This window comes from Streptosporangium nondiastaticum, assembly GCF_003011965.1.
Lineage (GTDB): Bacteria > Actinomycetota > Actinomycetes > Streptomycetales > Streptomycetaceae > Streptomyces > Streptomyces nondiastaticus.
Window position 1 is genome coordinate 1 of sequence record NZ_PXWG01000042.1, and the last position, 12,963, is coordinate 12,963.

General features: G+C 70.2%; 9 protein-coding genes, 4 tRNA genes and 1 pseudogene. 8 read left to right on the forward strand and 6 right to left on the reverse strand.

The window, feature by feature from the left end:
* Both B7P34_RS37520 and B7P34_RS17330 read right to left on the reverse strand, forming a co-directional pair.
* Positions 1-318: pseudogene (locus B7P34_RS37520) on the reverse strand (hypothetical protein); the annotation flags it as partial.
* Between the two features lie 188 nt (positions 319-506).
* A complete protein-coding gene (locus B7P34_RS17330; protein ID WP_223267941.1) occupies positions 507-866 on the reverse strand; it encodes a metallopeptidase family protein in 360 nt (119 codons plus the stop codon).
* A 182-nt stretch (positions 867-1,048) separates the two neighbouring features.
* Between B7P34_RS17330 and B7P34_RS17335 the strand changes: the two genes are divergently transcribed.
* The 6 genes from B7P34_RS17335 to B7P34_RS17360 all read left to right on the forward strand — a co-directional run bounded on the left by B7P34_RS17335 (position 1,049) and on the right by B7P34_RS17360 (position 5,974).
* Positions 1,049-1,121, forward strand: a tRNA-Glu gene (locus tag B7P34_RS17335).
* Between the two features lie 39 nt (positions 1,122-1,160).
* Positions 1,161-1,235, forward strand: a tRNA-Asp gene (locus tag B7P34_RS17340).
* 25 nt (positions 1,236-1,260) lie between these two features.
* Positions 1,261-1,334, forward strand: a tRNA-Phe gene (locus B7P34_RS17345).
* Between the two features lie 94 nt (positions 1,335-1,428).
* Positions 1,429-5,385: an ATP-dependent RNA helicase HrpA gene (gene hrpA / locus B7P34_RS17350; RefSeq protein WP_106677544.1), complete on the forward strand. Its 3,957-nt coding sequence runs from the start codon at positions 1,429-1,431 to the stop codon at positions 5,383-5,385.
* 134 nt (positions 5,386-5,519) lie between these two features.
* Positions 5,520-5,594 (forward strand) — tRNA-Asp (locus B7P34_RS17355).
* A 107-nt stretch (positions 5,595-5,701) separates the two neighbouring features.
* Positions 5,702-5,974, forward strand: a complete 273-nt coding sequence (locus tag B7P34_RS17360; RefSeq protein ID WP_223267942.1) for a DUF6274 family protein — start codon at positions 5,702-5,704, stop codon at positions 5,972-5,974.
* 497 nt (positions 5,975-6,471) lie between these two features.
* On the opposite strand, the gene bldC is transcribed toward B7P34_RS17360, so the two are convergent.
* Together bldC and B7P34_RS17370 are read right to left on the reverse strand one after the other, a co-directional pair.
* The gene (gene bldC, locus B7P34_RS17365) at positions 6,472-6,678 is read right to left on the reverse strand and encodes a developmental transcriptional regulator BldC (RefSeq protein WP_003949541.1); all 207 of its coding nucleotides are present in this window, start codon (positions 6,676-6,678) and stop codon (positions 6,472-6,474) included.
* 468 nt (positions 6,679-7,146) lie between these two features.
* Positions 7,147-7,995, reverse strand: coding sequence for a hypothetical protein (locus tag B7P34_RS17370; protein WP_223267943.1), 849 nt, complete (start codon positions 7,993-7,995; stop codon positions 7,147-7,149).
* Between the two features lie 220 nt (positions 7,996-8,215).
* On the opposite strand from B7P34_RS17370, the gene B7P34_RS17375 reads away from it, so the two are divergent.
* Together B7P34_RS17375 and B7P34_RS17380 are read left to right on the forward strand one after the other, a co-directional pair.
* The gene (locus tag B7P34_RS17375; protein WP_106677548.1) at positions 8,216-9,349 is read left to right on the forward strand and encodes a Leu/Phe/Val dehydrogenase; all 1,134 of its coding nucleotides are present in this window, start codon (positions 8,216-8,218) and stop codon (positions 9,347-9,349) included.
* Positions 9,350-9,749: 400 nt separating this feature from the next.
* The gene (locus tag B7P34_RS17380) at positions 9,750-10,007 is read left to right on the forward strand and encodes a DUF3073 domain-containing protein (RefSeq protein ID WP_106677550.1); all 258 of its coding nucleotides are present in this window, start codon (positions 9,750-9,752) and stop codon (positions 10,005-10,007) included.
* Positions 10,008-10,186: 179 nt separating this feature from the next.
* Here B7P34_RS17380 and purM read toward each other — a convergent pair whose 3' ends face one another.
* On the reverse strand, positions 10,187-11,281 hold the full coding sequence (purM, locus tag B7P34_RS17385) for a phosphoribosylformylglycinamidine cyclo-ligase (RefSeq protein ID WP_106677553.1): 1,095 nt from the start codon (positions 11,279-11,281) through the stop codon (positions 10,187-10,189).
* A gap of 42 nt (positions 11,282-11,323) precedes the next feature.
* Positions 11,324-12,841, reverse strand: a complete 1,518-nt coding sequence (gene purF / locus B7P34_RS17390) for an amidophosphoribosyltransferase (protein WP_106677555.1) — start codon at positions 12,839-12,841, stop codon at positions 11,324-11,326.
* Positions 12,842-12,963 lie beyond the last annotated feature (122 nt).

Consider the following 12,963-nt stretch of genomic DNA (forward strand, 5'->3'; position numbering starts at 1 on the left):
CTTGCCGGGGCGGGCGTCCGGCGAGGCCTCGGCCGGGGTGCCCGAGGGCGTCGCGGAGGAGGACGGGGAGGCCGTGTTCCTGGCCGACGGGCTGCCGCTCGCGCCTCGCACGGAGCGCGCGTCGGCCTGCCCGGGGCGCCCGCCCGGCATCCGCACCCCGCCGTCCGGCTCCGGTCCCGCGTCGCGCTGCTTGCCCGCGCCCGGCGACGGAGCGGGCCGCTCCGGGTCGCTCACGCTCATGCACCCCCCGAGGGCCAGGGCCACGGCGGCGACGGCCGCGATCCGGGTGACGGCTGCGCGGGGTGAGATGGGAGGCATCGGGGACCGCCTTCGGGACGTGCCGGGACTGGCGCATGGGACAGGCCCCCTGCCCAACTGAGACCGCCCCGCCCAGGACACGCGCGGCACGCGGTCACCTGACCGGCTCTTTACCCCCGCTCACCCCCGCCCCGTCGCCCCGGCGAGCCCTCGCCCCGCCGCGCCGGCGCGCCCCGGACGCCCGCCGGTCAGCCGTAGCCGAGGGCGTGCAGGCGCTCGTCGTCGATGCCGAAGTGGTGTGCCACCTCGTGAACGACCGTCACTTCGGTCTCCTCCACCACCTCTTCCCGCGAGGTGCACAGGCGCAGCGTGGGGCCGCGGTAGATCGTGATCCGGTCGGGCAGGACGCCCGCGTACCACTCGCCGCGCTCGGTCAGCGGCGTTCCCTCGTAGAGGCCGAGCAGCTCCGGGTCCTCCGCCGGGGGCTCGTCCTCGACGAACACCGCGACGTTGTCCATCAGCCGCGTCAGCTCCGGCGGGATCCGGTCCAGGGCCTCGGCGACCAGTTCCTCGAACTCCTCGCGCGTCATCTCCAGCACGCTCGCCATTGTCCGGCACGCACCCCCGCGGGGCCCCTGCACGGCCCTCGTACGCCTCCCGCGCCGCGCCCGGGCCGGCCACTGAGGACCGTCCGCGGCGGCCTCCGGGAAACCGTTTTGGCGTTCCCTCCCTCCATCCCATATGCTTCTCACGTCCCCGAGGCGCTGCGAAGCGCCCAGGTGGGCCATCAGCCCTCATCGTCTAGTGGCCCAGGACGCCGCCCTTTCAAGGCGGTAGCACGGGTTCGAATCCCGTTGGGGGCACGCTGTACCGTGTGCGAGACTAGTGCTCGCACATAGCAAGGTCCTGTGGAGCAGTTTGGAGTGCTCGCCACCCTGTCAAGGTGGAGGCCGCGGGTTCAAATCCCGTCAGGACCGCTGCAGATATCTCTGATGTCTGCGTGGCTGGGTAGCTCAGTTGGTACGAGCGTCCGCCTGAAAAGCGGAAGGTCGCCGGTTCGACCCCGGCCCCAGCCACAGTGAGCCCCTCATCTCCGGATGGGGGGCTCAGTGCATTTCCGGGGAAATGCGTTCGCCGCTTCGCCGCGGCTGGTGCGATCCTGGACTCCGTATGTCTACGCAGCCTGCCGCCCCCGCCGCCTTCGCCGACCTCGCCGCCCGCCTCCCCGAGCTGACGCTGCGCGACGCGCAGCGCCTGGGGCGGCGGCTCGAGGGCGCGCGCCGCATCCGCAAGCCCGAGGCCCGTACGGCCGTCCTGGCCGAGATCACGGCAGAGGTCGACGCGGCCGAGCTGCGCGTCGCGAGCCGCCGGGCGGCCGCGCCGGCCGTCACCTATCCCGAGCAGCTCCCGGTCAGCCAGAAGAAGGACGAGATCCTGGCGGCGATCCGCGACCACCAAGTCGTGATCGTCGCGGGCGAGACCGGCTCCGGCAAGACCACGCAGATCCCCAAGATCTGCATGGAGCTCGGCCGCGGCGTCCGGGGTCTGATCGGGCACACCCAGCCGCGCCGGATCGCCGCCCGCACGGTCGCCGAGCGCGTTGCGGAGGAGCTGCGCACGCCGCTGGGCGAGACCGTCGGCTGGAAGGTCCGCTTCACCGATCAGGTCGGCGAGAACACGCAGGTCAAGCTGATGACGGACGGCATCCTGCTGGCCGAGATCCAGACGGACCGCGAGCTGCGCCAGTACGACACGATCATCATCGACGAGGCGCACGAGCGCAGCCTCAACATCGACTTCATCCTCGGCTATCTGGCCCAGCTGCTGCCGCGCCGCCCCGACCTGAAGGTCGTCATCACTTCGGCGACGATCGACCCGGAGCGCTTCTCGCGCCACTTCGGGGACGCGCCGATCATCGAGGTGAGCGGGCGGACGTATCCGGTGGAGGTGCGGTACCGGCCGCTGCTGGAGGAGGGCTCCGACGACGCGGACCGCGACCAGATCACGGCGATCTGTGACGCGGTGGAGGAGCTGCAGCGCGAGGGCGACGGCGACATATTGGTCTTCCTCTCCGGCGAGCGGGAGATCCGCGACACCGCGGACGCCCTGGAGAAGAAGAAACTCCGGTTCACCGAGATCCTGCCGCTGTACGCCCGTCTGTCGCACGCCGAGCAGCACCGCGTGTTCCAGCGCCACACGGGCCGCCGGATCGTCCTCGCGACGAACGTCGCGGAGACGTCCCTGACGGTCCCGGGCATCCGCTACGTGATCGACCCCGGTTTCGCGCGGATCTCGCGGTACAGCCACCGCACCAAGGTCCAGCGGCTGCCGATCGAGGCGATCTCGCAGGCGAGCGCGAACCAGCGCAAGGGCCGCTGCGGCCGTACGTCGGACGGCATCTGCATCCGCCTGTACTCGGAGGACGACTTCCTGGGCCGTCCGGAGTTCACGGACGCCGAGATCCTCCGTACGAACCTGGCCTCGGTCATCCTGCAGATGACGGCGGCCGGCCTCGGCGACATCGAGAAGTTCCCGTTCATCGACCCGCCGGACCGGCGCAACATCAAGGACGGCATCGACCTGCTGGTCGAGCTGGGCGCGCTCGACCCCGCGCAGAAGGATCCGAAGAAGCGGCTCACGCAGTCGGGGCGGAAGCTGGCGCAGCTGCCGGTGGACCCGCGGCTGGCCCGCATGGTCCTGGAGGCCGACCGCAACGGCTGCGTCCGCGAGGTCATGGTGATCGCGGCCGCGCTGTCGATCCAGGATCCGCGGGAGCGGCCCTCGGAGAAGCAGGCGCAGGCCGATCAGCAGCACGCCCGCTTCAAGGACGAGACGAGCGATTTCCTCGCGTTCCTGAACCTGTGGCGCTATGTGCGCGAGCAGCAGAAGGCGCTGTCGTCGTCGGCGTTCCGGCGCATGTGCAAGTCGGAGTTCCTGAACTACCTGCGGATACGCGAGTGGCAGGACATCTACTCGCAGCTGCGGACGGTCGCCAAGCAGATGGGCGTCCACATGGCGGAGGAGGACGCGGCCCCGGACCGCATCCACCAGTCGCTGCTGGCGGGTCTGCTGTCGCACATCGGCCTCAAGGACACCGAGAAGAACGAGTACCTGGGTGCCCGGAGCGCGAAGTTCGCGGTGTTCCCGGGCTCGGCGCTGTTCCGCAAGCAGCCGCGCTGGGTGATGTCGGCCGAGCTGGTGGAGACGTCGCGGCTGTGGGCGCGGGTCAACGCCAAGGTCGAGCCGGAGTGGATCGAGCCGCTCGCCGAGCATCTGGTGAAGCGCAATTACAGCGAGCCGCACTGGGAGCAGAAGCAGGCGGCCGTCATGGCGTACGAGCGGGTGACGCTGTACGGCGTGCCGATCGTCGCCCAGCGGAAGGTCAACTTCGGCCGGATCGATCCGGAGACCAGCCGTGAGCTGTTCATCCGCCACGCCCTGGTCGAGGGCGACTGGCGGACCCACCACCAGTTCTTCCACGACAACCGCAAGCTGCTGGGCGAGGTCGAGGAGCTGGAGCACCGCGCCCGCCGCCGGGACATCCTGGTGGACGACGAGACGCTCTTCGACTTCTACGACCAGCGGCTGCCCGAACACGTGGTGTCGGGCGCGCACTTCGACTCGTGGTGGAAGCACAAGCGGCGCGACGAGCCGGAGTTGCTGAACTTCGAGCAGTCGATGCTCATCAACGAGAACGCCGAGGCCGTCACCAAGGACGACTACCCGGACTCCTGGCGGCAGGGCCGGCTGAAGTTCAAGGTGACGTACCAGTTCGAGCCGGGGGCGGATGCGGACGGCGTGACCGTCCACATTCCGCTGCAGGTGCTGAACCAGGTCTCGGCCGAGGGCTTCGACTGGCAGATCCCGGGGCTGCGCGAGGACCTGGTGACGGAGCTCATCCGGTCGCTGCCCAAGCCGATCCGCAGGAACTACGTGCCGGCGCCGAACTTCGCCAAGGCGTTCCTGGACCGTGCGGTGCCCCTGCAGGAGTCCCTGACGGTCACGCTGACGCGCGAGCTGCACCGGATGACGGCCGTACGGCTGGAGCCGGGCGACTTCGACCCCGGCAAGGTCCCCGATCACCTGAAGATCACTTTCCGGGTCGTCGACGAGCGCCGCCGCAAGATCGCCGAGGACAAGGACCTGGAGGCGCTGCGGCTGCGGCTCAAGCCGAAGACGCAGGCGGCGATCTCCAAGGCCTTCGAGCAGGCCGCGGGGGCCGCCAAGGCCGGCGGCACCGGCGGCGGCGCCCCGGAGCAGCGCTCGGGGCTCACCTCCTGGACGGTGGGCACCCTGCCGCGCACCTTCGAGACGCGCCGGGCCGGCCAGCCGGTCAAGGCGTATCCGGCGCTGGTGGACGAGGGCTCGTCGGTCGCGGTGCGGCTCTTCGACACCGAGCCGGAGCAGCGCGAGGCGATGTGGCGGGGCACCCGCCGGCTGATCCTGCTGAACCTGCCCTCCAACCCGGCGAAGTTCGCCCAGGACAAGCTGGGCAACCAGCAGAAGCTCGCCCTGTCGCGCAATCCGCACGGCTCCGTCCAGGCGCTCTTCGAGGACTGCGTCGCGGGCGCGGCCGACAAGCTGATCGCGGCGCACGGCGGCCCCGTCTGGGACGAAGAATCCTTCCGCAAGCTGTTCGACGCGGTACGGGCGGACATCGTGGACGCCACGATGGACGCGATCCGGAAGGTGCAGGAGGTGCTGGCCGCCTGGCAGGCGTGCGAGCGCCGGCTGAAGGCCACCACGAGCCTGTCGCTGATGTCCTCCCTCTCGGACGTCAAGGAGCAGCTGGCGGGGCTGATCAAGCCGGGCTTCGTCACCGAGCACGGCGTGCGGCGCCTGCCGGACCTGCTGCGCTATCTGGTGGCGGTCGACCGGCGGCTCACCCAGCTGCCCGCCAACGCCGACCGGGACCGGGCCCGGATGGCGAAGGTGAAGGAAATGCAGGACGAGCACGCGTGGCTGCTGGAGCAGTTCCCGAAGGGGCGCCCGGTGCCGCGGGAGGCGCTCGACATCCGCTGGATGATCGAGGAGCTGAGGGTGAGCTACTTCGCCCACGCTCTGGGGACGGCGCACCCGGTCTCGGACAAGCGGATCGTGAAGGCCATCGATCAGCTGGTGCCCTAGGGGCGGGTGGTGCGGCCGGGCCGCGGCACGGTGCGGGGACCCGATCGGGGGCCCTTCCGTGATCGGGTTCGACCGCACCCCCTGACCTGCTGTAGAGTCTCTTTCGCAAGCCCGCGGGAGCGGGAAGCAAGCAAGGTCCTGTGGAGCAGTTTGGAGTGCTCGCCACCCTGTCAAGGTGGAGGCCGCGGGTTCAAATCCCGTCAGGACCGCAGTGATTGAAGGCCCGGATCCCCTTTCAGGGATCCGGGCCTTCTCGCGTTCGACCTTGACGGGGACACGTGCCAGGGGTACCCAGGCAGTGGAGGTGCTGCGCTCCATGACGACGACCACCACCCCGGCAGAGGCGAAGCGGCCCGGGACGCCCGGGCCCGGCAAGCTCAGGGCCGAGAGCATCCGGCACGAGACGCGGGCGCTGCTGCGCGCCCACCTGTCCGCCGCGTCGGGCGCTTCCGGTTACCGCCACCTGACCCGGCACTGCGCCGTGTGCCACCGGCTGCTTCGGCTCGCCCAGGAGGCGGCGGGCGCGGGCCCCGCAAGGCCGGCGGCCGGGCCGGAGGGCGCCGGGGAGGCGCGGACCGGCTCCGGGTGACCAACGGCGCCTGTACGGGCGGCAGTCGGCCGTGGTTCCGCTCGCCTCCGGCGCGCACCGGGCTCTTTACCGCAGCGGCACAATGAGTGACAAGCCCGTCGCGCTGTGATGGGAGTCACCGAAAGAGTTTCCCGGATGAGGGAACTTACCCCTGGCCTACAACGGGTCAATTTAATATGTGCAATTGCACTCGACCCGAAAGGGTGGGACCGGGGCTCCGTACGGAGGCCCCGCCGGCTCCCGCTGCCCAGGGCCGGGCAGGGCCGCCGGGGCCGCCCAGGGGTGTCCGGAGACGTCCGGGCATAAAAAAGATCGCGCTGGACCCGGCGGAGTCCAGCGCGATCGACGACTCGCCCAAGTCGGTGGGCTGCGGCGGTCCTGTTGGGGCAGGAGCCGGTCGTGTGGAGCCAGATGGTGCTTCAGGGTGCTTCAGCTGGAGCCGAAGCGGGGCGCGAGCCGGGTTGGGGGCCCCGGAAAACGCCCGGTCATGCGGTTGTTCAGGCCTCGCTGCGCTGCTGCGGGATGCCCGCCAGCAGGGCGCGGACCTCCGCTTCGCGGTAACGGCGGTGTCCTCCGAGCGTGCGGATGGACGTGAGCTTGCCAGCCTTGGCCCAACGGGTGACCGTCTTCGGGTCCACGCGGAACATCGTGGCAACCTCAGCCGGGGTCAGCAGCGGCTCGGCATCAGGGGTGCGAGCGGTCATGAGCGGCCTCCTCGGGAGAACCTGACGTGGAGTCGGTTCTTTCCTCTAAATTCTGCACCTTGACCCGCGTTGCCCGAAATGGCGGACGCGGGCCGAGTCGGTTATAGGACGAACGGCTTGTCCTCGGCACTACAACTACACCATCTGTCCAGCCACGTCGGCCAAACCGATGGAATTGCCCTCTCAGGTGTTCAACCTCGACGGAAGCCGATGGACCATGCCATAGCGGACAGTCACGCCACCGTGACGATCAGTCACAGCGGGATCAGGGGTCACCAGACCCGCCAAGGAGTGCAATACCGATCAATCCGCCCTTAGTTGGACGGAAGGAGCCCTTCCCGGACTCCTTGTCCTATTTTGCCACGCGGATGGGCGATGGGCGCAAGACCTGACGAAAGTGCGTTAGGTCACGGTTGCCGCAATGGCCCGGATCGGGACCTAGGTCCCGGGGCTTCTCCGACCAGGACATCAATTGGCGTACTGACGGTTGCGTACGGCACTCCAGCGCTCCGTCAACCGCTCGTACGCCCGCCCCGCGCGCACCCCGTCCCCCGCGCGCAACGCCGCGAGCCCCTCCGCCGTGTCCCCGGCGGAATGGTCCTCGGCGAGCTGCGCCTCGGGCACCATATGCACCAGACCGCCGTAGTCCAGCTCCACCAGGGAGCGCGGGTGGAACTCCTCCAGCCACCGCCCCACGTCCACCAGCCCGTCGATCAGCGGGCCCTCGTCGATCGCGTCCTTGAGCGTGCGCAGCCCCCGGGCCACCCGCCGCCTCGCCTGCACCATCGGCGTGCGGTAGCGGAGCACGAGCCCGTCCCGGCCCGGCTCCCCCTCGCCGGCGCACTCCCCCGGCTTGCCGTACTCGCGCTCCTCGTCGGAGAAGAGGACGAACCAGCGCAGGGGCACCTGCCAGGTCGCGGTGCGGATCCACGGCCGGGCGTCGGGGTTGCGCTCCTGCCAGCGCTCGTAGTCGGCCTCCGCCTGCCGGCGCACGACCGGCGGCAGGGCCGCGTCCAGGACCGGGGCGGGCAGGCTCTCGGACAGCTCCTCCAGCGCCAGCCAGCCGCGCAGCCGCGTCCGCCACGGGCAGACGCACAGGACGCCGTCCTGGAAGGTCACGAAGGCGTCGCCGCTCTCGTGCACCGGGACCGGCACCGGCGGGGTGGGCAGCAGGTCGGCGAGCGAGCGCCGGAGCTCGTCCTGGGCGCAGGGCAGGGCGGTGCGCCGGGCGTAGCGCTCCCAATGCGTGCGCTCCGGCTCCGGGAAGGCGCCCAGCGGCTCGTAGACCCGCAGGTACGCCGCGTACGGGACAGTCACCGATGACGCCGAGCCCACACGTGCTCCCCTCAAGACGCCGGACACCCCGGGGAGTTGCCGAACCCTCCCCGTACCGCGCAAATCGTCCCATGGCACCGCTCCCCGGAGGGGTGATCCTCCGCACGGGACCGGCCCGCCGGGCCGACAGGTCTTACCCTCTTGCCAACCGGCCCTCCACCACCCCCGGAGGGCGACCTCCGCGACATATGGAGTCACCACAGTGACTGACGTACGTCCCACCGATGAAGCTGACGGCGTGCTGCACACATTGTTCCGGTCGGACCAGGGCGGCCACGAACAGGTTGTGCTGTGCCAGGACCGCGAGAGCGGCCTCAAGGCAGTGATCGCCATCCACTCCACCGCCCTGGGCGACGCCCTCGGCGGCACCCGCTTCTACCCGTACGCCTCGGAGGAGGCGGCGGTGCGGGACGCCCTCAACCTCTCCCGCGGCATGTCCTACAAGAACGCGCTGGCGGGTCTGGATCACGGCGGCGGAAAGGCCGTGATCATCGGCGATCCCTCTCTGATCAAGACCGAACAACTTCTCCTGGCATACGGTCGCTTCGTGGCCTCCCTCGGCGGCCGGTACGTCACCGCCTGCGACGTCGGCACCTACGTCCAGGACATGGACGTCGTCGCCCGCGAGTGCCGCTGGACCACCGGCCGCTCCCCCGAGAACGGCGGCGCCGGCGACTCCTCCGTCCTCACCGCCTTCGGCGTCTTCCAGGGCATGCGCGCCGCCGCGCAGACCCAGTGGGGCGAGCCCACGCTGCGCGGCCGCAGAGTCGGCGTCGCGGGCGTCGGCAAGGTCGGCCACCACCTCGTCGAGCACCTGGTCGAGGACGGCGCGGAGGTCGTGATCACCGACGTCCGGGCGGAGGCCGTGGAGCGGATCCTGGCCCGCCACCCGCAGGTCACCGCCGTGACGGACGCCGAGGTCCTGGTCCGCACGCCGCTCGACGTCTACGCCCCCTGCGCCCTCGGCGGCGCGCTGGACGACGCCACGGTGGCCGCCCTGACCGCGAGCGTGGTCTGCGGCGCGGCCAACAACCAGCTCGCCCACCCGGGCGTCGAGAAGGACCTCGCGGACCGCGGCATCCTCTACGCCCCGGACTACGTGGTGAACGCCGGCGGAGTGATCCAGGTCGCCGACGAACTGCACGGTTTCGATTTCGATCGGGCGAAGGCCAAGGCGAACCAGATTTTCGATACGACTTTGGCCATATTTGATCGAGCCAAGGCCGACGGCATTCCGCCCGCCGCTGCCGCCGACCGGCTGGCCGAGCAGCGCATGGCCGAGGCGCGGGCGCGCGCCACGGGCGCGGCCGCCGCAAGCGTGGTTACCGCGCGGTAGAACCGTCCGGTAAGCCTGGTAAGGGCGCATTGCGCACCGTCCGTGTCCCGGCGGCGTGCGCAGCGTGGCCGCACCGGCCCTCGTGAGGCCGCCCGGAGCCGCCCCCTACCGGTCCCTACAGGCCCGTCCGATGAGGTGGTGAGCGAGACATCTCTCACCACCCATCGGCGGGTCGGGGCACGAGACACGTTAAAATCGCAGCTGACCAGCGGGGACGGGGCTCCCCTAGGGTTGTGCTGCGTGGCACGTCATGCGGGCGACGTACCGTATGGCCGCGGAAGCAGGTACCGTTGAAGCCCTACAGGCCGGATCCCTCCATGGGGGTCCGCTCTGACTCATGAACGTGAACGCGTGTCAAGACTCTGGGGCCGTCGAGCCCCGTCATTGAGGGGGTCGAGCCATGGGGCGCGGCCGGGCCAAGGCCAAGCAGACAAAGGTCGCCCGCCAGCTGAAGTACAACAGCGGCGGGACCGACCTCTCACGTCTGGCCAATGAGCTGGGCGCATCGCCGACGAAGCAGCCGCCGAACAGCGAGCCGCTCGACAAGGACGATGAGCTGGATGACGACCCGTACGCTCAGTACGCGAGTCGTTACAACGACGATGAGGACGAGGACGAGCAGGCTCCGTCCGACTCTCCTTACCGTCGCCGCGCTTGACGCTGTAACTCCCACTGACCCGGTTCGAGGCCCGACCTCGGACCGGGTTCTGTGCTGCCCGGGGTGCCGCGTGCGTGGAGCGGGCCGCCGTGCGTGCCGCACGGGGCCGGGCCCGGGACCTTCCGGTCCGGGCGGCGGCCCCCGTGCAGCATCGGCTCACGTCGGCTCCCGGCGGGCTCTCAGCCGGCGTAGTCGCCGGTCAGAGCCACGGCCTCGGTGTGGTCACCGCGGTCGGTGATGCCGCCGGCGACCCATGCGTCCACGCCACGGTCGGCAAGGGCCGTGAGGGCCACGTCCACGGACTCCTGCGGGACGACCGCGACCATGCCGACGCCCATGTTCAGCGTCTTCTCCAGCTCCAGCCGCTCGACGCCGCCGAGCCGGCCCACGGTGTCGAAGACCGCGCCCGGCGTCCACGTCGACCTGTCGACCGTCGCCCGGAGGTGGTCCGGGATCACCCGGGCCAGGTTGTTCGCCAGGCCGCCGCCCGTGATGTGCGAGAAGGCGTGCACCTCGGCCGTACGGGTGAGGGCCAGGCAGTCCAGCGAGTAGATCCGGGTGGGCTCCAGCAGCTCCTCGCCGAGGGTGCGGCCGAACTCCGGAACCTCCCGGTCCAGCTCCCAGCCGGCCCGGTCGAAGAGCACATGGCGGACCAGCGAGTACCCGTTCGAGTGAAGTCCGGACGAGGCCATCGCAATGACGGCGTCACCCGTACGGATGCGATCGGCGCCCAGCACGTGGTCGGCCTCGACCACGCCGGTGCCCGCACCGGCCACGTCGAACTCGTCCGCGCCGAGCAGGCCCGGGTGCTCGGCGGTCTCGCCGCCGACCAGCGCGCAGCCCGCGAGCACACAGCCCTCGGCGATGCCCTTGACGATCGCGGCGACCCGCTCGGGGTGGACCTTGCCGACGCAGATGTAGTCGGTCATGAACAGCGGCTCGGCGCCGCAGACGACCAGGTCGTCCACGACCATGCCGACGAGGTCGTGGCCGATGGTGTCGTAGACGCCCATGCGGCGGGCGATGTCGACCTTCGTGCCGACGCCGTCCGTGGCGGAGGCGAGCAGAGGCCGCTCGTACCGCTTGAGCGCACTGGCGTCGAAGAGCCCGGCGAAGCCGCCGAGGCCGCCGACGACCTCCGGACGGGTGGCCTTCTTCACCCACTTCTTCATGAGCTCGACGGCGTGGTCACCCGCCTCGATGTCGACGCCCGCGCTCGCGTAGCTGGCGCCGGTGCCCGCGTGCGGAGCACGCTCAGAAGACTCTGCAGACATGTGTTTGAGAGCTTTCGTGTCGTTCGGTACTGCGGAGGCGTGTCACGGACGACGGAGCGCGTCGGCGGCGTCCGCGCCACCGGCCAGCTCGGTCTCCAGGAGCTGCTTGCCGAGCAGCTCGGGGTCGGGGAGCGCCATCGGGTACTCGCCGTCGAAGCAGGCGCGGCACAGGTTCGGCTTGGCGATGGTGGTCGCCTCGATCATGCCGTCGAGCGAGATGTACGCGAGCGAGTCCGCGCCCAGCGAGCGGCCGATCTCCTCGACGCTCATGCCATTGGCGATGAGCTCGGCCCGGGTGGCGAAATCGATGCCGAAGAAACACGGCCATTTCACCGGCGGGGAGGAAATCCGCACGTGCACCTCGGCGGCGCCGGCCTCGCGGAGCATCCGGACGAGCGCGCGCTGGGTGTTGCCGCGGACGATGGAATCGTCGACGACGACCAGGCGCTTGCCCTTGATGACTTCCTTGAGCGGATTCAGCTTGAGCCGGATGCCGAGCTGGCGGATGGTCTGGCTCGGCTGGATGAACGTCCGGCCGACATAGGAATTCTTGACCAGGCCGGTGCCGTACGGAATGCCGCTGGCCTCCGCATAACCCACGGCGGCCGGAGTTCCGGATTCCGGGGTCGGTATCACCAGATCGGCTTCGACCGGGGCCTCGGCGGCGAGACGGCGGCCCATTTCCACGCGGGAAAGATAGACGTTCCGGCCCGCGATGTCGGTGTCGGGGCGGGCCAGGTACACGTACTCGAAGACGCAGCCCTTGGGGCGGGCCTCGGCGAAGCGGCTGGTGCGCACGCCGTGCTCGTCGATGGCGATGAGCTCGCCCGGCTCGATCTCGCGGACGAACGTGGCGCCGCAGATGTCCAGGGCGGCCGTCTCGGAGGCCACCACCCAGCCGCGCTCCAGGCGGCCGAGGACCAGCGGGCGGATGCCCTGCGGGTCACGGGCGGCGTAGAGCGTGTGCTCGTTCATGAAGACGAGACAGAAGGCGCCCTTGACGTCGGGAAGGACCTTGGCGGCCGCCTCCTCGATGGTCAGCGGCTTGCCGTCGGCGTCGGTCTGGCCCGCGAGGAGGGCCGTGACCAGGTCGGTGTCGTTGGTCGCCGCGACCTGGTTGGCCCGGCCGTTCTCCCGGGGGAGGGCGGCGACCATCTCGGCCAGCTCGGCCGTGTTGACCAGGTTGCCGTTGTGACCCAGCGCGATGGAGCCGTGCGCGGTCGCCCGGAACGTCGGCTGGGCGTTCTCCCACACCGAGGCTCCGGTGGTGGAGTAGCGGGCGTGACCGACCGCGATGTGGCCCTGGAGAGAGCCCAGGGAGGTTTCGTCGAAGACCTGGGAAACCAGTCCCATGTCCTTGAAGACGAGGATCTGGGAGCCGTTGCTCACTGCGATGCCCGCGGACTCCTGTCCACGGTGCTGCAGCGCATACAGCCCGAAATAGGTGAGTTTGGCGACCTCTTCACCCGGAGCCCAGACACCGAAGACGCCACAAGCGTCCTGGGGGCCCTTCTCACCGGGGAGCAGGTCGTGGCTGAGTCGTCCGTCACCACGAGGCACACCTTGAGTCTATGGCAGGGAGGAGGTTCATCCGAACCGGGGACGACCGGGGATGTCTCACACCACGCACAGCCACTCGGCGCGCACGGTGAATCACCTTTGAGGGATGGCGAATCGCCTTT

Excerpts from the sequence above, each read along its gene's own strand:
- B7P34_RS17330 (WP_223267941.1), bottom strand. The coding sequence starts at position 866 with ATGGCGAGCGTGCTGGAGATGACGCGCGAGGAGTTCGAGGAACTGGTC.
- hrpA (WP_106677544.1), top strand. The coding sequence starts at position 1,429 with ATGTCTACGCAGCCTGCCGCCCCCGCCGCCTTCGCCGACCTCGCCGCC.
- B7P34_RS17360 (WP_223267942.1), top strand. The coding sequence starts at position 5,702 with ATGACGACGACCACCACCCCGGCAGAGGCGAAGCGGCCCGGGACGCCC.
- bldC (WP_003949541.1), bottom strand. The coding sequence starts at position 6,678 with ATGACCGCTCGCACCCCTGATGCCGAGCCGCTGCTGACCCCGGCTGAG.
- B7P34_RS17380 (WP_106677550.1), top strand. The coding sequence starts at position 9,750 with ATGGGGCGCGGCCGGGCCAAGGCCAAGCAGACAAAGGTCGCCCGCCAG.
- purM (WP_106677553.1), bottom strand. The coding sequence starts at position 11,281 with ATGTCTGCAGAGTCTTCTGAGCGTGCTCCGCACGCGGGCACCGGCGCC.